Consider the following 24,311-nt stretch of genomic DNA (forward strand, 5'->3'; position numbering starts at 1 on the left):
AAAGCCTCACGATTGTCGTGAGGCATAGTGTTAAATGTGTTTTTCATTGCGAATAATATGAAGCGCTTTGGTTAACATTTGCGCGTTTTTTTCTTCAATCTCAGCCTTTCGAGGTATGGGCTCATACAATGGATTTGGATCCCCCCAAGTTGGGATAAAAGGCACTGGTGCTTCAGGCTGCCAACGATCTAACCATGCTTGAGGTAGAGGTCCTGTCGGTAATAGCTGATCTGTCATTTCAAGCCATAGCATAGACCATGCACGAGGCACAACACGCCAAATATCGTAGCCACCACCGCCAACGGCAATCCATTTCCCCCCACAATATTCATGTGCTAATTTATGCGCAAGCTTTGGGATTTCTCTATAAATGTTCATTGTTCCATATAAATGTGTTAATGGGTCAAAATAATGTGCATCTGCGCCGTTTTGTGTTAGCACAACATCCGGCTTGAAAAATTCAAAGACTTCTCGCATCGCCTTTTCATATATTTCTAGGAAACTCTCATCTTCTGTAAAAGCATCAATTGGGAAATTAAAAGAAGTGCCGTAGCCCTGTCCATTTCCGCGTTCCGTAATATTACCAGTTCCAGGGAAAAGATAGCGTCCTGTTTCATGAATAGACAATGTACAAACATCTGGATCTTCATAAAAACTCCATTGCACCCCATCCCCATGATGGGCATCGGTATCTACATAAAGTACACGAGCATTGTATTTTTCCTGCAAATAGCGAATAGCTACTGTACTATCGTTATAAATACAAAAACCTGAGGCACGGCCACGGAAGCCGTGATGTAGCCCTCCACCTAAATTGAGGGCGTGCTCGGCTTTTCCTTCCATAACATAATCGACAGCTGTTAACGTTCCGCCAACAAGCTGTGCACTTGCTTCGTGCATATTTTCAAAAATGGGTGTATCTTCGGTGCCTATGCCGTAGCTTTCACATTGTGCCTCTGAAAGCTCACCATGCCCTGCTCTTTTAACGATATCAATATATTTTGGGTCATGTGCAAGTAAAAGCTCCTCCTCTGTTGCGACACGAGCCGGAACGATGTCCAAATCATCAAGAGCATCAATATTCTTTAACAAATCCATTGTAAGCGTCAAGCGTTTATGATTGAAAGGATGGGTATCTGAAAATTTATATCCGAGTTGCTCTGGCGAGTACACAAATACTGCTTTTTTCATTGTAATGAAACACCGGGTAAATTAGGCCATAATACATCAAAGCCCTCTTTACGAAGCTCTTCAATCATAGCTAGTGGATTCAGAGTTTTTACTCGAATACTTAAAATTTTGTTTTGCGTATTTTCAGAGTCAGGATAAACTAAGACGCTTTGGACATTTGCATGATGTTCATGAAAAATTTTAGTAATCTCAAATAATATTCCTGGCGTATCGGATACACGAATTTCAATTTTTGAGCCAGGTTCAGTGGCACCAGTTAACTCTATGTACGTATAGAGTAAATCTGTGGTAGTTACTATCCCAACTAATTTCCCTCCAGAGACAATCGGTAAACAGCCTACTCTAGATTCATAAAAAGTAAGAGCTACTTCTTCTACGAAATCAAGTGGGTGACCGACAAGTGGATTTTTAACCATAATCTCTTCTACTTTTGCATTAAAAACTGGAGTATTAGGCTCATCCCGTAACGAGGAAGGCAAAGCCTCTTTTATATCTCTTTCAGTGATTACCCCAAGAACATGATACTCCTCATCTACAACTGGTAAATGACGTACTTTTTTCTCACGCATTAACTTTAGCGCTTCAACCACTGTATTTGTAGGAGCCAGCGTGTAGGGCTCATCATTCATAATTTCTTCTACGATCATATACTCATCCCCTTTGTGTTGGTTTTAATACATGAAGCGATTTCTAAAGCGAAGTCTATCAAATCTTTCCATAGTCTCAGGAGGCACGCGTTTTCCTTCACGTGCCATCAGGCAGTTAGCAGGATGTGATGTAATTTCAGGATCATCTGTAGCAAAATATTCGAAGTTGGCAGAGCCCATCATTTTCTCCATCATTTTGCGATAATCCCAAACATTTAAACCAGTCCCTTTCAAGTCCCAATGCCAATAATATTCGGTAGTGATAACAAGATAGTCTTCCATTTCATCTCCCATAAAAGACACAGCTAGTAGTGCCTTACCAGCACCTGTACCCCGATAGTCTGGAACGACTTCAATAGCACCTAGCTCAATCATGTTATCAATTCGATCTTCCGCCCATCGTTCGAGTGGATCGGGATAAAGATAAGTGACGTAGCCTACAATAATGTTTTCATTTCGAATAATAATAATTCGTCCTTCAGGAAGTCCTGCAATTTCTATAATGGCTTGCTGCTGTTGCTTTGGAGGTCTAAAAGCAACCAAGCCTTCGTGGAATGAATATGTAGCTAATTTTTCTGGAGGAACAGGTCCTTCCACATACACAGTACCATGCTTAGTTTCCTTTGTAACAGAAAAAAAAGTTTTTTTATGTTCCATGATTACACCACCTGAGTTTAATAATTCCATTATAGCTGATTTCCTGCGGAAAAACGCTATCTTTTGCAAAATATACCTGCGTTTTTGGAAAAGTGAAAATATTAAGACATTTATGGTGGATTCGTGTAAAATATATTTATACCGCACCTGTTATTTAACAGATGAATGTAGTGTGAATAAGAATTCACTAATTCAACACTATCTTAACTGTTATATAACAAGTGCTACATAACGTAGTTGTCTTTGGAGAAGGTGGCGGATTTTGAAGGGGGAATTAATGAAATTACGACGACGATTTGAAATTTGCTTACTAATGTACTAAGGCGATAACAAAGAGAGGGGTAGTTTCATGGGGATGAAAATGTTGGAGAAGTTGAATGCTTTACCGGGGCAATATAATTTGCCTGATTATGAGAAAGCTGCGGCAACACATGATTGGGCAGAGACAGAAAAGGGATTTAGTTGGTATGAAACAGGGCTTGTGAATATGGCATATGAGGCAATTGATCGTCATACAGAAACGCATCGAAAAAACAAAGTTGCACTTTATTTTAATGATGGAAAGCGTAAAGAGGCTTATTCTTTCAATGAAATGAAAAAACTGACGAATAAAGCCGCAAATGTTTTTAAGGCAGCAACAAATTTAGAAAAAGGTGATCGATTATTTATTTTCATGCCGCGTTCACCTGAGCTTTATTTTTCATTATTGGGCGCATTGAAAATGGGTGTTATTGTAGGCCCATTATTTGAGGCATTTATGGAAGGTGCTGTTTATGACAGACTTGCAGATAGTGAAGCTAAAGTATTAGTGACAACACCCGAGTTGCTTGAACGTGTACCTTTAGCAAAGCTACCGCATTTGCAGCACGTCTTTTTAGTGGGATCAGATATAGAGGAAACACCACAAACTTTAGATTTTAATAGATGCTTGAAAGAAGCATCTTCTCAATTTGATATTGAATGGGTGGACAGAGAGGATGGTATGATTCTTCATTATACTTCTGGATCAACTGGAGCACCAAAGGGCGTATTGCATGTTCATAATGCAATGCTTCAACAATATCAATCAACGCAATGGGTATTAGATTTGCGTGAAGACGATATTTACTGGTGTACGGCCGATCCAGGATGGATAACAGGCACAGCATATGGCATTTTTGGTCCATGGTTAAATGGTGTCACAATGCTAATTGTTGGCGGGAGATTTTCACCACAAGCTTGGTACCAAGCAATTGAGGACTATAGTGTAACAGTATGGTATAGTGCACCAACTGCTTTCAGAATGTTAATGGGTGCTGGTAGTGGTGTGCTTGAGAACTATGATCTAACTTCGTTACGTCACATTTTATCTGTTGGTGAGCCGTTAAATCCAGAGGTAATTCGTTGGGGGATTGATGAGCTAGGACACCGTATTCATGATACATGGTGGATGACAGAAACAGGTGCCCATATGATTTGTAACTATCCTTCTATGGATATTAAGCCAGGGTCAATGGGAAAACCATTACCAGGTATTCATGCGACGATTGTTGATGATGCAGGCAATGAAGTACCACCTTTTACAATGGGAAATTTAGCAATTCGACGTGGTTGGCCTGCAATGATGAGTCAAATTTGGGGAAATCCAGAGCGTTATGAATCTTATTTCTTAAAAGGTGAATGGTATGTGTCTGGGGACTCTGCCTATATGGATGATGATGGTTACTTTTGGTTCCAAGGGCGTGTAGATGATGTTATTATGACGGCTGGTGAGCGGGTAGGTCCTTTCGAGGTAGAAAGTAAGATACTCGAGCATCCTGATATAGTCGAGGCAGGGGTGATCGGAAAGCCGGATCCTGTACGAGGTGAAATTATTAAAGCCTTTGTATCATTACGTGAGGGTGTTGAACCTTCAGATGCATTGGTTGAGGATATTCGTAATTTTGTAAAGAAGGGCTTATCTGCACACGCAGCACCTCGTGAAATCGAATTTAAGGATAAGCTACCTAAAACACGTAGTGGTAAGATTATGCGTCGTGTGTTAAAGGCATGGGAGCTAAATTTACCAACTGGGGATTTATCAACGATGGAAGATTGATTTGTAGCATAAGAAGCAGGAATTTATTCGGTCGACGAAAAATTCCTGCTTTCTTTATTGAAGGCTGTTTTCTAATTTATTAAAACATAAAGGCAGATTTTATCTACAAAATGTGTAGAGAATGAACTTTGTCTTTTTGTTTTGATATTTCACAAACCGAATTTTTAACTAAAGCACTCAGTTAGTTTAAATATGATTTCTCATAAATTTTTGGATATTCGTAATAAGTAGTGGATCACCTTATTTATTATTTTACTCAAAATGTGCAGTAATTAAATTGCCCTTCCTATGCAATCTCTCCATAGCCTTCAATAATGCTATCGCAAAAAAATTCCATTATTGAATCATATATGGTAGAAGTGTAATAAAAATGGTATGTTATAGAAGTATTTTACCGATATTTTTAAAGGGGGTGCTTTAATGAATAAAACACTTGAAAATTTACAAAAAGAAATTATATTTGAAGTAAAAAAAGGGTATCCCATTTTGCTTTCTGGCGCCGTTGTCTTTTTAATTTTCACCCTAATGCCCTTAGTTTTCCCAATAGAGGCTGTACGTTTAATTTGGATATTTGGTTTAGGTGTCATTTTTCCTATAGGAATTTTCATTAGTAAAATTCTTGGAGTTAATTTATTCTCTACTGACAACCCTTTAGGTACTTTGGGAGGAATAGTAGCAGCTCCTCAAGCTTTTTATATACCTGTATTTATAATTGTATATATGAAAATACCTGAATACTTGCCCTTCACAATTGGTTTACTTGCAGGCTCTCATTTTCTGCCTTACATATGGATTTATAAAAGCAAAGCTTATTTATTTGTTACTTTAGGAACCTGTCTTTCTGCTCTAATCTTAGGTGGCTTCCTTGTTGATCAAGCTTTCACTCTTGTACCTTTAGCAATTTCTATTGTGTATGGAATTGGTGTTCTTCTAATTCTAAGAGAACTCAAAGTCAGTCTTGTTTAATCACCTATTATTAAGTGATTTTTTTTATAGAAGAAACTATATCTACTACACCGTTTCTTTCTATTACTCTTGAAACTCAACTTCCATGAATTCAAAGTACCTCATCATATGCGTGTATCCAGCGTTGCAAATAGCATCTTTGATTCCTCTTCCCATTTTTTTATTCAATTCAGCAGCTTTTTTGACGGTCGGAACGGAAATCAATCCCACGTTATGGTGATAATCAGCGAAGATTTAGAAAAGTTTAAATATAAATAAAAATTCATTTGACTTAATAAAAATGCAGACGTATACTAATTTTAACTTATTTCAGAGGTGAGTGCATTGAAAGTAGGAATTGTTGGTGCAACCGGATATGGCGGGTTAGAGCTTATTCGATTTTTACATAATCATAAAGCGGTAGAGCGGATTGATTTATTCACATCCTCAGAAGAAGGTGTAATTTTTTCTTCTAAGTTTGGTCATCTCGTTAATATTGCCGATATACCTTTACAAAAAATTGATTATGGGGCTTTAGAGAAATTTGATGTTGTTTTTACAAGTACGCCTTCAGGGGTGACAAGTGAACTATTACCTCCATTGGTAGGCAAAGGTCCTAAATTAATTGATTTATCTGGTGACTTCCGTTTACAAGATCCCGCGAGCTATGAAACATGGTACGGTAAAAAAGCGGCACCATTAGAATTTATTCAACAAAGTGTATATGGCTTAACTGAATGGAATGCAGAAAATGTTCAACATGCTCCTCTTATCGCAAATCCAGGGTGCTATCCAACAGCTGTTTTACTTTCGCTGTTACCATTGCTAAAAGAACGATTGATTGATGCGAGCTTTTTAGTGATTGATGCGAAAAGTGGGATTTCAGGAGCTGGAAATAAACCATCGCAAACTACGCATTTTAGTGAGGCAAACGAAAGCTTTTCGATCTATAAAACGAATACACATCAGCATATACCAGAAATCGAGCAGGCCATTTCAATGTTTGCGGGAATTGATACAACCATTTCTTTTAATACTCATTTAGTACCAATGACTAGAGGGATTTTATCTACCTCATATGCGCCTGTTATGTCTGGTGTTACAGAGCAGCAGCTAGTAGCTTGTTTACAGAATGCCTATGAAAAGCATCCGTTTGTACGGATTGTTACAGATGTAAATAGTCTAGGAACAAACCGCGTTAAAGGTTCTAACTATTGCGATATTTTAGTGAAAGTTGATAGCCGTACGAATCGTGCCACAATTGTTGGCGTCATCGATAATTTAGTTAAAGGGGCTGCAGGGCAAGCCATTCAAAATATGAACGTTCAATTTGATTTACCACAAACGACAGGATTAGATGTCGTTCCGTTCTTTATTTAAGCAGAGAGTCAGCTAATCTTATATGCCAAGGAAAATTGATTAACTAAGGAGGAAAGATTTTATGACATTATTAGCATCCGCAAGTATTATGAAGAAATTATCAAGTAAAAATATTGTTTCACCAAAGGGCTTTAAAGCTGCAGGCTTACATTGTGGTTTAAAGCATAAGAAAAAAGATTTAGCTGTGTTAGTCAGTGAAGTACCCGCAAGTGTAGCAGGTGTCTTTACAACGAACGCTGTGCAGGCAGCACCATTAAAAGTAACGAAAGAAGTTGTGTACACTACGAAGAAAATGCAGGCGATGATTGTCAACTCCGGAAATGCTAATGCATGTACAGGGAAGCAAGGGGCGAAGGATGCACAAACAATGCAGGTCCTCATGGCAGAAAAGCTTGGTATTGAGGCAAATTTAGTAGGTGTTTGCTCAACGGGTGTTATCGGTGAAATTATGAATATGGAGCCGGTAGAAAATGGGATTAATCAGTTAGAGCCAAAGGATAATTTAGAAAGTGCTATTGATTTTGCTCAAGCTATTATGACAACAGATACGGTTATGAAAAACACAAGTTACAGTACTCTTGTGGATGGCAAAGAGGTTATTATCGCTGGTGTTGCAAAAGGTTCAGGTATGATTGAACCAAATATGGCAACGATGCTAGGTTTTATTACGACGGATGCAAATGTTGAATCAGATGTCCTACAAGCTACATTATCTGATATAACAAATATGACTTTTAATGCAATTACAGTGGATGGAGATACATCTACGAATGACACAGTAGTTGTCATGGCAAACGGCTTAGCTGGAAATGTAGCTTTAACTCCTGACCATCCAGATTGGCAAAACTTCTACTATACTTTAAAAACTGTAGCTGAAGACTTAGCAAAAATGATTGCCAAAGATGGTGAGGGTGCAACGAAGCTGATTGAGGTTGAAGTTGAAGGGGCATTTTCGGATGAAGAAGGACGCAAAATTGCTAAAACAGTAGTTGGTTCACCGCTTGTGAAAACGGCAGTATTTGGCTGTGATGCAAACTGGGGACGTATTATTGCCGCTGTAGGCTATAGTGGCGCAACAGTTGATCCAGAAAAAATTACGATCCAAATTGGCGGTGTAACTATGGTTGAAAACGGTGAGCCAGTTCCATTTTCGGAGGATGGGCTAATTCGAATTTTAAAAATGCATGAAGTGAAAATCTATGTGTCACTTGGTATTGGGGAAGGCAAGGGGCATGCTTGGGGATGTGATCTAACTTATGACTACGTTCAAATCAATGCCTCATACCGCTCGTAAACGAATGGTCATTAAGCTTGGTGGAAGTACGCTAGAGGGCTTAAATGAGTCGTTTTTTGAGAATTTTAAAAAACTCCAAGAAAGCGGTATAGAGCTTATTATTACCCATGGTGGTGGCCCAGCTATTAACCGTGAACTTGCGGTGCGCGGGATAGAATCACATGCTTTAAACGGTATTCGTGTCACAAGCGAAGCAGCAATTGATATTGTACAATCAACGCTAATAGGAAAGGTCAATCCTGCGCTTGTTCATGAATTAACAACAGCTGGCATTGCTGCAATTGGATTAAACGGCTTCGATGGTCAGTTAATTATAGCGGATTATCTAGATAAAGATGTATACGGTTTTGTTGGTGAAGTGAAAACCGTCAATACATCTTTGCTAGAAGCAATAATTAGTGCGGGGGTTGTACCGGTTATTGCCTGTGTTGGATCAGATGAACATGGTCAGGCATTAAATATTAATGGAGATACAGTAGCGAGTGAAATAGCACTAGCTATAGATGCAGATAGCTTAATACTTGTAACGGATGTAAGTGGTATTCGAATTAACGAAGAGTATCAATTGAAAGCAACACCTTTCTTTATCAATCAATGGATTGAGGAGGGGCATATTTATGGTGGGATGATACCAAAAGTTCAAGGAGCTCTCGAATGCTTAAGTGCAGGTATTCCATCAGTACAAATCGTTGGGGAATCCTTAGTAGGCACGACGATTTTATCCGAGGGATGAAGAAACCAAAATGATTAAAGTTTCATTTCATTCTCCCTCAGTAAAAGTCATTCTGCTTTATAGATAAGAGTGACCGTTCTAATGGCATAGAAGTAGCAATATAGTTGTTTAGAAAAGAAGATTTAAGGTTTACTTTGAGGAGTTGATAAAATGAGTGCTTTATTTGGAAACTATGGTAAACGCCGCGCCCAAATTGTCAAAGGGCAAGGAACTGTTGTAGAAGATTCGACTGGGAAAAAATATTTAGATTTTACAAGTGGAATCGCTGTAGTGAGTCTTGGTCATGCACATCCGGCAGTCGTGAAGGCAATTCAAGACCAAAGTCAAAAGCTTTGGCATATTTCTAATTTATTTGATATTCCCGGTCAGGAGAAGGTTGCGCAAAAATTAATAGCAGATACACATTTTTCTCATGCATTTTTCTGTAATAGTGGGGCGGAAGCAAATGAAGCGGCCATCAAACTTGCACGTAAGCATACAGGGAAAAATCATATTATTACTTTTGAAAAATCCTTTCATGGGCGAACTTTCGGAGCGATGTCCGCAACAGGTCAGGGCAAGGTACATAATGGCTTCGGACCACTTGTTGAAAAATTTACGATTCTTCCTTTTAATGATGTGGCATCACTTGAAGTAACGATTGATGATTCTGTCGCAGCAATTATGCTGGAAATGATTCAAGGTGAGGGCGGTGTTAACAGTGTATCACCAGAATTCGCAGCAGCAATCGCTAAAGCCTGTGAAGACAAAGGAATATTACTAATTATCGATGAAGTTCAAACAGGTATTGGACGGACAGGAACAAGATTTGCTTATGAGCAAACGATTTTAAAGCCAAATATCGTGACATTGGCAAAAGGGCTAGGTGGTGGATTCCCAGTCGGTGGGATGCTTGGAACAGCCGAGTTATATGATACATTTAGTCCTGGCACACATGGTACAACATTCGGCGGGAACCCACTTGCGATGAGTGTTGCTGAAACCGTGCTTAATCATGTTTTTGAACCTGCTTTTTTACAAAATGTACAGGAGCTATCCTCGTATTTTGTTAAGCAGTTGAAAGAAAATCTACCTTCTACGTATACGGTACAGGGTCAGGGCTTACTTCTTGGCATTGGCTGTGGTGATACTGAGGTAGCTTCGTATATAGCTGCGGCAGAGGAAAACGGCTTATTGTTAGTAGGAGCAGGACCAAACGTTATTCGTCTACTACCGCCATTAACAGTTTCAAAAGAGGAAATAGATGAGGCAATTACGATTTTAAAAACGATACTGTTATAGTGTCAGGTCAAATTAAATACGATAAAAAATGAATCTGCTAGACTTTCTTTTGCGAGAAGTCTAGCAGATTTTTAATAGCCAATCAAAAAAGACTTATCACCATAACGTGTGGTTGATTTCCGTTCCGGCTGGGCGCTTTGTTGCTGACGCTTCGCTTTCGCACAGATAAAACATTTGTAGCTGTCGCTTTGCTTTCGCGCAGAGCAGAGCTTCCTGGGGGCGTCCGATGAGCCGCTTGGGCCAACACGATGTTGGTCACGAAGGCGTTATCACAGGATGTGATGTTTTTAGCCTTCGTTCCTCTATTACTGATCCCCAAGTAGTCGCCCAGCCTCCACTCCAATCAACTTACATGGTTTACGTTTTAACAAATGCCATCCGCAAACCATTGGGTAGTTTAGTAAAATTTTATCCCGCATTAACGGGCAGTAATTTATCTGTATCAAAAGAGAAGCGTCAGGTCCCCCCCGCTTTAAATTCAATGAGAACAAAGAAATTAGTGGAGGCTAACTGCCCGTAAATATCCGATTGGTGAAGACTAATAATCAGTGGGGTAAAGAACACCCCACCGATTAAAGTTTCACTTTATTGCAGCTCTTTTACTAATGTTTTCACAAGAGTAGGGAGCCAATCGTGGAGTTGACTAAATGTAAAGCCTGCAGCTTCTGCTTTTGTAGTTGTCATATACCAATCTGCTGGAACCCCGTATGGTGACTGCGACATTTCATCGCCACCTACCAGAGAAATTTTTGCATGCTTTCCGGTTGTTTCTTCAATAAGCTCCAGTAAATCCTTTAACGAAATTGCGCCTGTAGCTGTTGCATTATAAGGTCCTTCCATTGGTGTAATGCCAGCAAAATATAAAAATGCAGCTGCTTCGTCATCCGTAATAAAGCTCATCTTTGCTTCAATATTTGGTAAAGAAATAGGCTGTTCCTGTAAAATTCGTTCAATATGAAAATGTAAACGGCGTGTATAGTCGTTCTCACCCATAACAATCGGGAAACGTACAGCGACGACAGGGAATGTGGCCTCTTTGAAAAGTACCGCCTCTGCTTGTCGCTTACCCTCACCATATGAAAAATCTTCACGGTTCCCCATCCGAACTTCATAATCAAATGGATTAAAATCTCCTTCAGTTTTGACAACGCCGTCTATTTCGTATGTGGATAAAGTAGATGTAAAAACGAGCTTTTTCGTTTTACCTTCTAAAATGTTACATATATTATGAGCTTCGTTAGGAGAATAGCAAATATTATCATAGACAATATCCCATGTTGTACCTGATAGTACCTGTGACAACGAATCGGCATCATCTCGATTAGCAATTAGCTGCTTTACCTTTGTACCAAAAGGATTTTCGCTTTGTCCACGTGTTAAAATAGTTACACTATGACCATTTTGAAGACAAAGTTCAACAAGCTTTTTACCAAAAAAACGAGTGCCTCCTAAAACTAAAATGTTCAATTATTTCCACCCCTTCAAATTAGTAGTCTTCTTTATAATGACAAAAAAACAGGCATACTACAATTCAAAAATAATTGTAGTATGCCTGTCTATTATTGTGAAGGTGGATCAGTCGGTGGAGTTGTATTTCCGTTGTCTCCTCCATTAGAGCCATTCCCGGTGTTTCCGGAACCGTTGCCGTTATTCGAGCCATTTCCGTTATTACCGGAACCACTGCCGTTATTTGAGCCGTTTCCGTTATTACCGGAACCACTTCCGTTATTCGAACCGTTTCCGGTATTACCAGAACCATTGCCGTTATTTGAGCCATTACCGGAACCATTGCCGTTATTCGAGCCGTTCCCGTTACTACCACTAGAGCCATTGCCGTTTTCCGAACCATTTCCATTATGGTTCGAGTCATTGCCATTAGTAGGTGGAGTAGTTGGTGGAACTTTTTCTTGATCGTCTTTTTCGGGTTGTTCTACACTCGCACTACCGCCAGAAGAAACGACATTGGATTGCGACGAAGTTAGACCTGTAATATCTACAGCGACAACAACATAGGCTTGACCACTTGCTACCGTCATACTTTGTGATGATTCAAGCACAGATCCGACAAGAGTTTTACCACCGTTTGTTACATTATATATTCGATAACCGACTACGTCATTTGAAGATCCTGTCCAAGATAATGTATTACCATTAATTGAAGCAGTTACTGCTGCTGGCGCATTGCTATCGGCTGGGAAATCAACAGCTGCTACCGATGAATTCGATAATGACGAATTTTTTGGTAATAGGCTGGCTGGGTTACCACCAAGTCTGCCTAACATTCGATTAATAAATGCTTGATTAATACCTGCACCACCTGGTTTTACAAATTCTGGAGGTGTGTTAGAGAGTGCATTATACGTTTTACCTTTAATCGTAACAACGCTTGAAGAAGCTAAGCTATCATCAGGCTGAGAAGGTAAAAATACTTTCGCGTTAAACAAATCAGAGCGTACGAGACCTGCATTAGTACATGCTGCTGAAGGCGCTAAACCAGAAATACCACAGAATGATGCAGTGACAACGTTTTTCGGTTGCGTAAATCTAGTTTTAGGGGCGATTAATTGTGGATCGACATCATACACAGAATTCATTAATGTTCCCCAAAGCTTGTTAATTCGCACACTAGGCTGCTGATACGTATTATTAAATGTATACAGAGATTGGTTGTTATCATAACCCATCCATACACCAAGAGAAACATTCGGGTTATAGCCAACAAGCCATACGTCTTTATAATTTTGTGAAGTACCTGTTTTAGCTGCAAAGTCAGCTGAGAATTTCAGTGAATTTTTTGCAACTGTACCTGTTCCTTTTGTTAACACATCTCGTAACATATCTGTAACGATATAAGAGGTTTCAGGACTAAACACTTGTTCAGGTTTAACTTCGTGTTTATATATGATATTTCCATTTTGGTCTTCAATTCTATCAATCATATAAGAGTCAATGAATTGTCCCCCGTTTGCGAAGGTTGCATAGGCATTGGTGTTCTCTTCAACAGTAATACCATCTTTTACTCCACCAATCCCAGCTGCAATGTTTGTGAAGTCATCAGGCTGTAAAGTTGAGATTCCCATTTTTACTAAATAATCGGCAGGACGTCTGTTAAGGATATCATAATAAAGACGTAAAGCAGATAAGTTTTGTGAATCAGCTAATGCCTCACGTGCAGGTATAAGTCCTCGTTCATCATTAGTAATGTAGTTGCTTGGACTCCAACTACCGATAGAGAATTTTACGTCGACTAATGGGCTACCTGCACCGATTACACCGTATTCTATTGCAGGTGCATATACGAGTAAAGGCTTCATTGTTGAGCCATTTGAGCGTTTTGCCTGTGTAGCATAGTTATAACTTTTTAATTCAAAATCACGACCACCGACAAAGCTTAAAATACGTCCAGTATTATTTTCAATTAAAATACTACCAACCTGTACAGGCATTTCAACATCAATTTCTTCACCTGTTACAGGATCTTTGTCTTTAACGGTGTAAGTATGACCGTAATTTTGAAAGTTTTCCGCTGCTTTTTGCATCGAATCGTACATATCCTTATTAATAGTTGAATAGATACGGTAACCTTTTGAGCGGACATCACGATCTGCTAGGATCGTATATTTATCTTTTAATTTTTTCTCATTTTTTAAGCGTTCTGGATCAATACCATCTTCTTCTGCTAGTTTTTCTGCAATAATGTCTTTTGCTCTACTTTCAAGCTCATACGTGAGCCATGGGTAGCGATCTTCTGCGCGCATCTCTGGTGAACGGAAGTCAGCAGTGATATCGTAAGCGAGTGCTTCTTTATATTGAGCTTCGTTAATATAACCTGCGTCTTTCATACGATAAAGTACAGTTTTCATACGATCAATACCCGGTTGAAGAGCTTCTTTACTTTTGAGTACACCTGTATTTGTGAAAGGTGTGTAAGCAAAAGGTGATTGAGGAATCCCAGCTATATACGCTGCTTGAGGAAGCGATAAATCCTTTGCTTTTACATTGAAAATACCTTCTGCAGCTGTTTCAACTCCTGCAATGTTTCGACCGGAAGCGTTACGACCATAAGGAATTATGTTTAAATAGGCCTCTAAAATTTCTTCCTTCGACATAAAGTGCTCTAAACGCATAGCAAGTAAAAGTTCTTTTGCTTTTCGTTCATAAGATACTTCGTTTGTTAATACTTGGTTTTTTACAAGTTGCTGTGTTAGTGTAGAACCACCAGTTTGAGTGGAAGAGTTTGTTACGTCTTGAAGTAGCCCGCGGATGACGGCCTTCGGAACTATTCCGTTATGTTCACGGAAATACTCGTCCTCTGTCGCTAATACCGCATTAACAACATCAGGTGCAACATCGTTTAATGTTGTTACTCGGCGGTCTAAATCTGTACGTAATTTTCCGATATAAATATCGTTAGCAAAATAAATTTCACTTGTTGAATCGTAGTTGAAAATTTCTTTTCGTAATTCTTCCTTTGAGCGTAGTGGCTCTTCTTTAACAAGTGAAGCAAAATAGCCAGCGCCAACTGAACTGGCAAATACAGTGCCTACCAATGCAAAGACTAAAAATAGTAAAAATAAGTTCCAGGTAACACTTCCTGAAATGCGTAATTTCTTCATCCATTTTTGTTGAATTAACTCATCGATCTTTGCATTGATTTTCTCAATCCAATCTTTCAATGTATCGACCCCCTAAAATCTTGTCTATTATAGCACATATTGATTTAGGTCGAACATAGTTATTGACAATGAAAAAGAATCGTATAGAATAATGCTTATAGTTTTCTAGTGATGAAGAGCTTGCAGTAGTGTCTATATTCCCTGTTTAGAGAGCCAGCGGTTGGTGAAAGCTGGTCATAATGTAGAGACGAATTACGTGCTTGGAGCTTAGACGTGCGCGCCTGCGATAAAGGCGGTTGAATGAAGAGGAAGATGGATGACATCTTCAAGCCGGGTGGTACCGCGTTAGTTATTAACGTCCCTGCATGCAATGTTTTGCGTGTGGGGACTTTTTTGTTTCTAAAATAATTCTCCCTACACGAAATAATAAACACTTAGGAGGAATAAAAATGACGAACGAATTATTACAAGACTTAGAATGGCGCGGATTGTTATACCAACAAACTGATGCTGAGGGTATGACAAAATTATTAGATGAACAGTCTGTATCTTTATACTGTGGTGTTGATCCAACTGCGGATTCTATGCATATTGGGCATATTGTGCCTCTTTTAACGCTACGTCGATTCCAAAAAGCGGGCCACCGTCCAATTTTGTTAGTTGGGGGTGCGACTGGTATGATTGGAGATCCATCTGGTCGCTCTGAAGAACGCCAATTACAAACAGTTGAGCAAATTGATAAAAATGTTCAAGGTATCCGTAGTCAATTAGAGCGTATTTTTGACTTTGCAGAAGATGGTAATGGTGCACAATTAGTGAATAACCGTGACTGGATCGGCAATATAAATACGATTGAATTTTTACGTGATTACGGGAAATTAATTAACGTGAATTACATGTTAGCAAAGGATACGATTGCATCACGCCTTGATACAGGGATTTCATTTACTGAGTTTGCGTACACTTTAATTCAAGGTATTGATTACAATCATTTATACAACCATTACAACTGTCGTATTCAAGTAGGTGGCTCTGACCAGTGGGGGAATATTACAACAGGTTTAGAAGTGATTCGTAAAACACATGAGCAAGAAACGAAAGCTTTTGGTATAACAATTCCTTTAGTAACGAAAGCAGACGGTACGAAATTTGGTAAAACAGCTGGTGGTGCAGTATGGTTAGATAGTAAGAAAACATCTCCTTACGAGTTCTACCAATTCTGGATTAATGCTGCGGATGCTGACGTTGTAAAATACTTAAAAATCTTCACATTCCTTTCTCGTGAAGAAATTGAAGCTTTAGCAGTATCTGTAGAAGAGGAACCACATTTACGTAAGGCACAAAAAGCATTAGCTGAAGAAATGACTCGCTTAATTCATGGTCAAGAAGCATTAGACCAAGCAATCCGCATTACAGCTGCTTTATTCTCTGGAGACTTAAAAGCACTTTCTGCTGATGAAATGAAGGATGCGTTTAAAGATGTTCCTTCTATTGAATTGGCGAAAGAAGATAAAAACATCGTGGACTTATTAGTAGAAGCGGGTATTTCACCTTCAAAACGTCAAGCTCGTGAAGACGTAACAAATGGTGCGATTAGCGTGAACGGTGAAAAGGTCACTGAATTAGAATATGTAATTGACGGCAAAGATCGTTTAGAAGATGCATTCAGTATTGTTCGTCGCGGCAAGAAAAAATACCATATGGTGAAGTTTGTTTAATTTCTTTCAGCATTCATCTCCCACCTCAATAAGGGGGGGAGATGAATGCAGTTTTAAGTCACTTTTCAGCGGGTGTCCAAACATCTGCTAAAATAGAGGAACTCAGTCTAAGAACGCCACGTCCTGTGGCAACGACTGAGTGACCAACTTCGTGTTGGCCTAAAGCCTCCGGCGGATGTCACGGAATCGGAATGGAGTTCTTAAAGGATGTTAGCCTAAAACCATTGCTTCCTTGCGATAACGGCTAACTGACCTGCATCCAGCAGGCCTAAGCACAAATCCGATTCCGGACGCAATTATGCCGAGGAGGCATAATTGATTCCAGACTCACACGTCAAACATCCCCTCGGAATTTGAGGGGATGTTTCTTTTGGTTGAAAAATGGTCAAGGAAATCTTTATGCGTTCTCCTATGGGTGAACGTTTAGCTGCTACCTTAGCTTTGCATGCGCTGATGCTGCGTTTTATCACTATAAATAAGTAACATGCCAGAAAATATACGCTAAATAAATTGGTTGATTGGAGTGGAGGCTGGGCGACTCCTTGGGGATTAGCGATAGAGGAACGAAGGCTAAAACCATCACGTCCTGTGATAACGCCTTCGTGACCAACGTCGGTGCTGCTGCCGCTACGTTAACACTGCGCTTTCGCGCAAAAAACATCTGTTGGCCCGAGACCCTGGAGCGTAGCGAAGCGGCTCATCGGACGCCCCAGGAAGCGCTGCTCTGCGCGAAAGCGAAGCGACAGCAACAAAGCGCCCAGCCGGAACGGAAATCATCCCCTCGCTTTGATGAACAGCCACACTTTATTTAGTACGACAATGCCACTGACATATTGTTTCGTTTTAGCTATTTAAAAAACTAGGAAGCTTTTCGTTCTTATATTCTTCTGGGTGAAGCATGTTCGCAAGCTTTAATGCCCCCTCTATGAGGCGAGGTGATGGGCGACAATAAAGCCATTCCTCCATTACGTGAAGCTGTTTCATTTTAACGGCTTGTAGCTCCTGCGCATGTGCACGTTTTAATAAATTTGCTGGTTGAATACGCTCAAAGGCAACTCCTACCCAAGCCATCATAATATAGTCTGGGTCGCGCCTTACTACATCAGCCCAATCAGTTTGCACGCTTGCTAGTTCTACATCTTGAAACAGATTTTGCCCACCAGCAACGGCACTAATTTCAGTTAGCCAATTTATTTTACCTGGCGTAAAGATAGGGTTTGGCCACCACTCCCAATAGAGGGTAGGCTTTTTAGGAATCGACTGAGCAACTGTACGAAGACGATCAATACAATGTAAATATTCCTCAGAAATTTCTTTTGCACGCCCTTCAACTCCACAGGCTTTACCTAAAGTATGGATATCTTGTGCGATTTCCTCTAATGAATTAGCATTAAAAACAATATGGGGAATATTTCTAGCCTGTAAAGCTTCAATATTTTTTTCCATGCCAGGGACACTTAAGGATGCGAGTACAAGATCAGGCTGCAACGCCTCTAATGCATCCATATCAATCGATAAATCTGGGCCAAGTTGAGGTAAGTCTTTAACTGCTAATGGCCAATCCGAAAAATCATCGACACCAACAAGCTGATCAGTCAGGCCTAAATAAGCCACAAGCTCGGTATTACTAGGACAAATTGAGATTAAACGCATATTCATATCTCCAATTCTTTTTTAAGAAAAGTATAGCGGGTGTTGGCGTTACATACAATGAGCGAACGCATTTTCGACTCAACAAAAACGGCATGCCTGTAAAAGACATGCCGTTCAATTTGTTTTATTGTTTATTAAGAAAGTGCGACAGCTTCAAGTGACTCTTCTTTCTTCGCTACAGGGCCCATCGCGTTCGTAATAATTTGTTTAATCTCCTCTAAAGTTGCTTTACGTGGGTTTGTTGCAGCACATACATCTAACATTGCGTTTTTCGCTAAGATTTCAATATCCTCATCCTTCGCACCTAATTCGCGGAAGCCACTTGGAATGTTCAAATCTCTAGAAAGATTTTCAATTGCTACAATTGCTTTCTCAGCAGCATCACGTTTACTTAACGCTTCAACGTTTTCGCCTAACAATTCTGCGATTCTTGCAAAACGCTCAGTACGTGCTGTTAAGTTGAAGCGGCAAACATGTGGCAATAGAATAGCGTTACATACGCCATGTGGTAGATTATAGAAACCACCTAATTGATGAGCAATTGCATGCACATAGCCAAGTGATGCATTATTAAACGCCATGCCCGCTAAAAATTGTGCGTAAACCATTTGCTCACGTGCTTCTAAATCTGCACCGTTTGCATAGGCACGTGGTAAATATTCAGGAACTAGCTGAAGTACCTTTTCTGCACATGCATCAGTAATTGGTGTTGCGTTTGTCGACACAAATGATTCGATTGCATGTGTTAAAGCATCTAAACCAGTTGCCGCTGTTAGAGCAGGAGGTAAGCCGATCATTAGCTCAGGGTCATTAATCGATAGTAGTGGAGTAACATGTTTGTCCACGATGGCCATCTTCACTTTACGAGCTGTATCCGTAATAATTGTGAAGCGAGTCATTTCACTTGCTGTACCAGCAGTTGTGTTAATAGCGATTAATGGAACCAGTGGGTTTTGTGATTTGTCAACGCCCTCGTAATCATGAATGCGTCCACCATTCGAAGCAATAAGTCCGATACCTTTTGCTGCATCGTGTGCACTACCGCCTCCAAGAGAAACGATTGAATCACAGTTTTCAGCATGATACACTGCAATCCCGTCTTCAATGTTCTGATCTGTTGGATTTGGTTCTGCTTTCGGGAAAATCGCTACATCAATTCCAGCAGCTGTAATGATGTTAGCAATTTGTTCAGAGAGACCTAATTTGTGTAAGCCCTCATCTGTTACGATTAATGTCTTTTTCACTTCTAAATCATTTAAGCGTGTACCAACTTCTTGAATTGCTCCAGGTCCAAATAAGTTTGTTTTTGGCATTACAAATTGCTTTAGAACGTCTGACATATTTCCAACCCCTTTAACAAAATTGTTATTGCTTGAATGATGGCGAACCACCTTTCGAAATTCATGTTATTCTATTCCTTGTAAAAGTTCAACTCGTATTTTTATTAAAATTGTAAATTTTATTCATGTTATTATTTTACAAAAAAGTTAGCTGTTTTTTCAGGTTGTTGAAAGATTGAATTATCTAAGATTATTTAAATGAAAGCGTTTTTAAATTGTTTTCTTATGAAAGTAAAATATATTTTTGGAGAGTCGGTTCTATTTTAAAGATGGAATGAATAGTAAAAAACTGATATATTGTTTCTATTATAAAAGTAGTGATTAAGTTGTTTATAAATTGTGTGATTACTATTGTAAAGTACAAAAAAACGTCATAAATTATTAGAATATTTAATTATTTTATCTTTCTTTTTAAAATGTTTAAGGAAATCCATAATGCGAGAAGTAAATAAAGAATGACTGTATACCCAATTAATGTGCACAAATAGAAAGTTGCTTCTGAATCTGTATTGATAGGGGGATAACCACTGTGAGCATTAAAATGATAGATCTCCTGCTCATAACCGAACCAAATAGCTACTAACAAAAAGCTGGCCAGTAAAGCTTTTTTATGAAAAGTGATTTGCAGTAAGCTTTCTTTAAAAATGGATTAAAAATTGCTTCGCTGCCTTTTAAAAGGTACTAAGAAAAAGATCATCATGCCACTATAAATTAAGGTCAGAACAGTAAGTTCAGAAAACCCCATAATTTCCTCCTTGTAATTTTAAATATTTTCCATTTAGACTTCCGTAAAGACAAAAGGTTCCTTTTTTATTTTTTTAGCATTTTCAGGGCTCATCACTAAAAGTTGATTGGAGTGGAGACTGGGAGGGAAAAGTATTTATTGTTTCTCCAACGGCAGGTATTATTACAACAATTCTTTTAAGACCTATTGCAATCCACCTCCTTTGTTTTAAAAGAAAAATCTGAAAATGATTGAGAAAATGAAGAACGTCACAAAACCTAGAGAAAAAATAAGAATGTTTTTTGTCATGTTTTTCCTCCTTTCATTTTCGATAATAAGCAAATATGCAATAACGGTGAACCTTATTTTCTGATTATTCTAATACGAAAAACTTTTAAAAAAACTCCCTAACCGTGTAATTGCTACTCGGCTCTTTTTCTACGAAATAGTAATTTACTACTTGAAAGTAGTATCCTAATTTAAAATATTAATAAAATTTAAGCATGGTATTTCCTCCTTCTTTACTTTTTACCGGGTATATTAATAAAATACCATTAACTATAAATGTTATAAAATCAAGTTTTGTCATCATTTGAACAAAAATTGATAAAATTCAGATAAATAAATGTCCGTACGATTTTATACTCAACTTGAACTTGATTTTTTTCACCATTTTTGCCTGTTTGTAATTTAATCGCAATAAGCGCAACTCAGTTTTGATAATTCTCCAATGAGGTTTTATCAAAATATGCTTAAAAGGGGACAAAAGTTGATTTGTATTATTTTCCTAATTTATTCAATCTTATAGGTAGAAGGGGGGAGGGAAGAATATCTTTTTTGAAGCGTGGAAGATATTTGAATAATTCTGAGTTAGTGTACACCTGTTCGTATGTTATTTTTTAATTGATTAAGGTGAAAAAATGCTCCCTCAGGCGCCCCGAAAATCAATAGAAACGTAAATTTCCGATTATCTTATTAAAAACAAAAACCTCGCAAACGCTTGTATACACAAGGTTGCGAGGTTTAAGAACCGTAAGTAATCTAACGTTAAAAAATTAACGAGAGTAGTACTCTACGATGAATGCTTCGTTGATTTCAGCTGATAATTCAGAACGCTCTGGTAGGCGAGTGAATGTACCTTCTTTTTTGTCAGCATCAAATGTTAAGTAGTCAGGTACGAAGTTGTTTACTTCGATTGCTTCTGTTACTACAGCAAGGTTTTGAGATTTTTCACGAAGAGAAATCGTTTGACCTGGTTTTACGCTGAATGAAGGGATATCAACGCGTTTGCCATCTACTAAGATGTGGCCGTGGTTTACTAATTGACGAGATCCACGACGAGTACGAGCTAAACCTAAACGGTAAACTAGGTTGTCAAGGCGAGTTTCAAGAAGAACCATGAAGTTTTCACCGTGTACACCTTTCATTTTACCAGCGCGGTCGAATAGAGTACGGAATTGACGTTCGTTCATGCCGTACATGTGACGAAGTTTTTGTTTTTCTTGAAGTTGTAAACCGTATTCTGATAATTTTTTACGTTGGTTTGGACCGTGTTGACCTGGTGCGTAAGGGCGTTTTTCGATTTCTTTACCTGTACCGCTTAGTGAAATACCAAGACGACGTGATAATTTCCAAGATGGACCTGTATAACGAGACATATTGTTGTCTCCTCCTTTAAATTTGGTTTTTTTGTTGTAAAACAAAAACCAGTAGTACCCATTCTTATACGCATTTTATTTTCATGTATTTTCGCCTATGCAGCCGTTAGGTTACGCAATACACCATCTATTAGAAACTGTTTAGTTATACTAAACAAAAAAGAGGAATAAAATACAGTAATAAGCTCATACCACTGCTGCGTTTATTTTACACAAATTTCATTGTAACTGCTTATTACATAGACGTCAATTATTAGACTAACTATTTTTGAAAAAGGTATAATAGTAAAAATTTCCTCACTGTACATATTGAAATATTCAGTAATAGTTAATGATACAGTGTGAAATGTAAAACGTAAAAGTAGAATAGAATAACATAGTCAAAATGACACAAATTATGTATACTATACTGTAAGTTAATAGTAATTGATTTGGACGTTATATAGAAAAGGTGATTTCATGACAGACCATTTACAAACGCTAAAATATATAAAATCAGATGTTTTGAGCATTTGGGTAAGTTCTAAGGAACAAGCCGGTTTTAATGGGTATTTTTACTCATTGAAACAGTGTCTAAAGAAGCACTTTGGAATTGTAAATGTGACATTTCTCGGTTTCGAAGGTAATTCTTTAATACCTGTTGAAGAGATGGCTACTTTAACAATTGAAACAAAACTAAATGCTGTGTCATGGTTAATGATTGAAGCTAGCTTCTATCAACAGAAGTTGGTAAAAGTCCCTTATATATTAAAAGAAAAAGAAGCATATACGATGATGACAGATATGGTGCTTTTCCAAGCAGAAGGGAAAAATCCAATTGGTGTGCTACTTGTCGAGGCAACCGATGTTTGGACAGACTTTATGACTTCGGATTACGGGGAAAGGTTTGTCGAAACGCTTACGAACGTTCTTCAGATAATTAGTGAAAATTTTGAAGTAAAAGTGAATGAAGATCAATATAGAAAATTGTACAATATGACAGATTTATTTCATTCCACTATGGATATTGATTTAATTTTAGAAAATGTCTTGAAAAATATTAAGGATAATTTCCCAGAGTTTAACGTGGAGCTTATCCTATCGAATGATCAAGACCGTCATACGACTATCGATATTAAGCTTTTTGATTACTTATCTGAAAGACCTGCGACTATTGAGGCTTTTGTCTCAGGAGAGCTGACGACGGAGCTTGCAAGCGATATGAATTGTCGATTATTAAACGCCCCTATTAAAGGTAGACAAGCTATTTATGGTATTTTACAAGTAAGTGCTCCTACAACATATCTTTTTTCAACGACTGAAAAAGATTTTGTACGAATGCTAGCACAAACATCAGGAAATGCGCTAGAAAATGCAAAATTATATCATCAATCACATCGCCTAGTAAGTGATTTACAACTCATCAATGAAACATCTCATCGTTTAAATATGAGGATTGACATTAATGAAATGTTACTTTTCCTTCAAAAACAGTTAATGAAATCCTTTCAACCAATGGAAGTTTGTTTCGCTTTTAAACATAATGACACTTTTAAAGTGACGGATGCTAGTACAGCATTATTCAATGCAGAAAAGTGTCAAACATATATAAAACATGTTGAACAACATTTTGAACATACTGACGATCCACTATTTATTGCCGATTTCAGTAGATTAACCCCTAATCAAATTGAATATCGTTCAATTATGGCAATCCCGATTTTAATGGAAGAAAAAATTAATGGCTTTAGTATTGTGTTACACAAGGAGCCCTACTTCTTTTCATTTGATAGCTTTAAATTAATGCAATCATTAATCCATCACTCTTCTTTAGCAATTGCAAACTCAATATTACGTAATCAACTTCAGGAAATGGTGGATTTGGACCATTTAACGAAATTGTATGCAAGAAGTTATTTAGACCAGTATGTAGAAAAGTCGCTTAAAAATGATCAATCAGGGATGTTCTTACTCATTGATATTGATAATTTCAAATACATTAATGATACGTATGGTCACCAAGTTGGTGATAAGATTCTTATGCAAATTGCAGTAAAGTTAAAAGAAACTATTGGAGGTCGTGGCATTTGTGCACGCTGGGGTGGAGAAGAAATGTCTGTGTATATCCCAAATATTGATGAGAAAGAAGCAATCGAATTAGCAGCAACAATTGTTGCAATAATTCCAAATGCAACAGATCCTCAGGTGACTATTTCAGCAGGTCTCATAACATGGGACGAACAGTACCGTCCAGCATTTCAATCTGTTTTCCTACATGCAGATACAGCACTTTATGAAGCGAAAAACAGTGGTAAAAATCGATTTTGTATTCATAATCGATCCGATCAAAAAAATTATAATGTAATAAAAGAAAATAGTTGTTTTTGAACATAAAACGTCAGCCTTATGCGCTGAAAT

Annotated in this window: 18 protein-coding genes and 1 other annotated feature; of the genes, 10 read left to right on the forward strand and 8 right to left on the reverse strand. The window is 38.3% G+C overall.

All coding sequences use genetic code 11. The features are described from left to right. Positions 1 to 30: 30 nt before the first annotated feature. From ACZ11_RS15610 to ACZ11_RS15620, 3 genes are read right to left on the reverse strand one after another with little or no spacing between them, the layout of a single operon-like run. Positions 31 to 1,191, reverse strand: coding sequence for an acetoin utilization protein AcuC (locus ACZ11_RS15610; RefSeq protein WP_049667457.1), 1,161 nt, complete (start codon positions 1,189 to 1,191; stop codon positions 31 to 33). Then, positions 1,188 to 1,838, reverse strand: a complete 651-nt coding sequence (locus ACZ11_RS15615) for an acetoin utilization AcuB family protein (protein ID WP_049667458.1) — start codon at positions 1,836 to 1,838, stop codon at positions 1,188 to 1,190. The genes ACZ11_RS15610 and ACZ11_RS15615 overlap by 4 nt, the downstream gene beginning before the upstream one ends. A 24-nt stretch (positions 1,839 to 1,862) precedes the next feature. Next, positions 1,863 to 2,495 (reverse strand): GNAT family N-acetyltransferase, encoded by a 633-nt coding sequence (locus ACZ11_RS15620; protein ID WP_049667772.1) that lies wholly within the window; start codon positions 2,493 to 2,495, stop codon positions 1,863 to 1,865. Between the two features lie 349 nt (positions 2,496 to 2,844). On the opposite strand from ACZ11_RS15620, the gene acsA reads away from it, so the two are divergent. The 7 genes from acsA (at position 2,845) to ACZ11_RS15655 (ending at position 10,725) form a co-directional block, all read left to right on the forward strand. Beyond that, the gene (gene acsA / locus ACZ11_RS15625) at positions 2,845 to 4,572 is read left to right on the forward strand and encodes an acetate--CoA ligase (RefSeq protein ID WP_403089431.1); all 1,728 of its coding nucleotides are present in this window, start codon (positions 2,845 to 2,847) and stop codon (positions 4,570 to 4,572) included. A 420-nt stretch (positions 4,573 to 4,992) separates the two neighbouring features. Beyond that, complete coding sequence (locus tag ACZ11_RS15630; RefSeq protein ID WP_049667459.1) at positions 4,993 to 5,538, forward strand: DUF7010 family protein; 546 nt, start codon at positions 4,993 to 4,995, stop codon at positions 5,536 to 5,538. 324 nt (positions 5,539 to 5,862) lie between these two features. Further along, positions 5,863 to 6,897 (forward strand): N-acetyl-gamma-glutamyl-phosphate reductase, encoded by a 1,035-nt coding sequence (gene argC, locus ACZ11_RS15635; RefSeq protein ID WP_049667460.1) that lies wholly within the window; start codon positions 5,863 to 5,865, stop codon positions 6,895 to 6,897. A 61-nt stretch (positions 6,898 to 6,958) separates the two neighbouring features. Beyond that, a complete protein-coding gene (gene argJ, locus ACZ11_RS15640) occupies positions 6,959 to 8,191 on the forward strand; it encodes a bifunctional glutamate N-acetyltransferase/amino-acid acetyltransferase ArgJ (RefSeq protein WP_049667461.1) in 1,233 nt (410 codons plus the stop codon). Next, positions 8,154 to 8,924, forward strand: a complete 771-nt coding sequence (gene argB, locus ACZ11_RS15645; protein WP_049667462.1) for an acetylglutamate kinase — start codon at positions 8,154 to 8,156, stop codon at positions 8,922 to 8,924. Before argJ ends, argB begins: the two co-directional genes overlap by 38 nt. A gap of 150 nt (positions 8,925 to 9,074) precedes the next feature. Continuing rightward, a complete protein-coding gene (locus ACZ11_RS15650; protein WP_049667463.1) occupies positions 9,075 to 10,205 on the forward strand; it encodes an acetylornithine transaminase in 1,131 nt (376 codons plus the stop codon). Between the two features lie 226 nt (positions 10,206 to 10,431). After that, complete coding sequence (locus ACZ11_RS15655) at positions 10,432 to 10,725, forward strand: hypothetical protein (protein ID WP_049667464.1); 294 nt, start codon at positions 10,432 to 10,434, stop codon at positions 10,723 to 10,725. Positions 10,726 to 10,790: 65 nt separating this feature from the next. On the opposite strand, the gene ACZ11_RS15660 is transcribed toward ACZ11_RS15655, so the two are convergent. Together ACZ11_RS15660 and ACZ11_RS15665 are read right to left on the reverse strand one after the other, a co-directional pair. After that, the gene (locus tag ACZ11_RS15660) at positions 10,791 to 11,672 is read right to left on the reverse strand and encodes an NAD-dependent epimerase/dehydratase family protein (RefSeq protein WP_049667465.1); all 882 of its coding nucleotides are present in this window, start codon (positions 11,670 to 11,672) and stop codon (positions 10,791 to 10,793) included. A gap of 92 nt (positions 11,673 to 11,764) precedes the next feature. Continuing rightward, the gene (locus ACZ11_RS15665; protein WP_049667466.1) at positions 11,765 to 14,881 is read right to left on the reverse strand and encodes a transglycosylase domain-containing protein; all 3,117 of its coding nucleotides are present in this window, start codon (positions 14,879 to 14,881) and stop codon (positions 11,765 to 11,767) included. A 102-nt stretch (positions 14,882 to 14,983) separates the two neighbouring features. After that, positions 14,984 to 15,187: a binding site (T-box leader), on the forward strand. An 83-nt stretch (positions 15,188 to 15,270) separates the two neighbouring features. On the opposite strand from ACZ11_RS15665, the gene tyrS reads away from it, so the two are divergent. Together tyrS and ACZ11_RS15675 are read left to right on the forward strand one after the other, a co-directional pair. Further along, positions 15,271 to 16,539: a tyrosine--tRNA ligase gene (gene tyrS / locus ACZ11_RS15670; protein WP_049667467.1), complete on the forward strand. Its 1,269-nt coding sequence runs from the start codon at positions 15,271 to 15,273 to the stop codon at positions 16,537 to 16,539. Between the two features lie 542 nt (positions 16,540 to 17,081). Next, positions 17,082 to 17,351: a hypothetical protein gene (locus ACZ11_RS15675; RefSeq protein WP_049667468.1), complete on the forward strand. Its 270-nt coding sequence runs from the start codon at positions 17,082 to 17,084 to the stop codon at positions 17,349 to 17,351. Between the two features lie 31 nt (positions 17,352 to 17,382). On the opposite strand, the gene ACZ11_RS15680 is transcribed toward ACZ11_RS15675, so the two are convergent. The 3 genes from ACZ11_RS15680 to rpsD all read right to left on the reverse strand — a co-directional run bounded on the left by ACZ11_RS15680 (position 17,383) and on the right by rpsD (position 21,914). After that, complete coding sequence (locus tag ACZ11_RS15680; protein ID WP_049667469.1) at positions 17,383 to 18,192, reverse strand: cobalamin-binding protein; 810 nt, start codon at positions 18,190 to 18,192, stop codon at positions 17,383 to 17,385. A gap of 134 nt (positions 18,193 to 18,326) precedes the next feature. Continuing rightward, complete coding sequence (locus ACZ11_RS15685; protein WP_049667470.1) at positions 18,327 to 19,532, reverse strand: iron-containing alcohol dehydrogenase; 1,206 nt, start codon at positions 19,530 to 19,532, stop codon at positions 18,327 to 18,329. 1,779 nt (positions 19,533 to 21,311) lie between these two features. Then, a complete protein-coding gene (gene rpsD, locus ACZ11_RS15690; RefSeq protein WP_049667471.1) occupies positions 21,312 to 21,914 on the reverse strand; it encodes a 30S ribosomal protein S4 in 603 nt (200 codons plus the stop codon). A 459-nt stretch (positions 21,915 to 22,373) separates the two neighbouring features. Between rpsD and ACZ11_RS15695 the strand changes: the two genes are divergently transcribed. Further along, the gene (locus ACZ11_RS15695; protein WP_049667472.1) at positions 22,374 to 24,281 is read left to right on the forward strand and encodes a sensor domain-containing diguanylate cyclase; all 1,908 of its coding nucleotides are present in this window, start codon (positions 22,374 to 22,376) and stop codon (positions 24,279 to 24,281) included. The last annotated feature ends 30 nt before the right edge of the window (positions 24,282 to 24,311 follow it).

Source organism: Lysinibacillus xylanilyticus (assembly GCF_001183605.1).
Lineage (GTDB): Bacteria > Bacillota > Bacilli > Bacillales_A > Planococcaceae > Lysinibacillus > Lysinibacillus xylanilyticus.

Excerpts from the sequence above, each read along its gene's own strand:
- ACZ11_RS15610 (WP_049667457.1), bottom strand. The coding sequence starts at position 1,191 with ATGAAAAAAGCAGTATTTGTGTACTCGCCAGAGCAACTCGGATATAAA.
- ACZ11_RS15615 (WP_049667458.1), bottom strand. The coding sequence starts at position 1,838 with ATGATCGTAGAAGAAATTATGAATGATGAGCCCTACACGCTGGCTCCT.
- ACZ11_RS15620 (WP_049667772.1), bottom strand. The coding sequence starts at position 2,495 with ATGGAACATAAAAAAACTTTTTTTTCTGTTACAAAGGAAACTAAGCAT.
- acsA (WP_403089431.1), top strand. The coding sequence starts at position 2,845 with ATGGGGATGAAAATGTTGGAGAAGTTGAATGCTTTACCGGGGCAATAT.
- ACZ11_RS15630 (WP_049667459.1), top strand. The coding sequence starts at position 4,993 with ATGAATAAAACACTTGAAAATTTACAAAAAGAAATTATATTTGAAGTA.
- argJ (WP_049667461.1), top strand. The coding sequence starts at position 6,959 with ATGACATTATTAGCATCCGCAAGTATTATGAAGAAATTATCAAGTAAA.
- argB (WP_049667462.1), top strand. The coding sequence starts at position 8,154 with ATGACTACGTTCAAATCAATGCCTCATACCGCTCGTAAACGAATGGTC.
- ACZ11_RS15650 (WP_049667463.1), top strand. The coding sequence starts at position 9,075 with ATGAGTGCTTTATTTGGAAACTATGGTAAACGCCGCGCCCAAATTGTC.
- ACZ11_RS15655 (WP_049667464.1), top strand. The coding sequence starts at position 10,432 with ATGAGCCGCTTGGGCCAACACGATGTTGGTCACGAAGGCGTTATCACA.
- tyrS (WP_049667467.1), top strand. The coding sequence starts at position 15,271 with ATGACGAACGAATTATTACAAGACTTAGAATGGCGCGGATTGTTATAC.
- ACZ11_RS15680 (WP_049667469.1), bottom strand. The coding sequence starts at position 18,192 with ATGCGTTTAATCTCAATTTGTCCTAGTAATACCGAGCTTGTGGCTTAT.
- ACZ11_RS15685 (WP_049667470.1), bottom strand. The coding sequence starts at position 19,532 with ATGTCAGACGTTCTAAAGCAATTTGTAATGCCAAAAACAAACTTATTT.
- rpsD (WP_049667471.1), bottom strand. The coding sequence starts at position 21,914 with ATGTCTCGTTATACAGGTCCATCTTGGAAATTATCACGTCGTCTTGGT.
- ACZ11_RS15695 (WP_049667472.1), top strand. The coding sequence starts at position 22,374 with ATGACAGACCATTTACAAACGCTAAAATATATAAAATCAGATGTTTTG.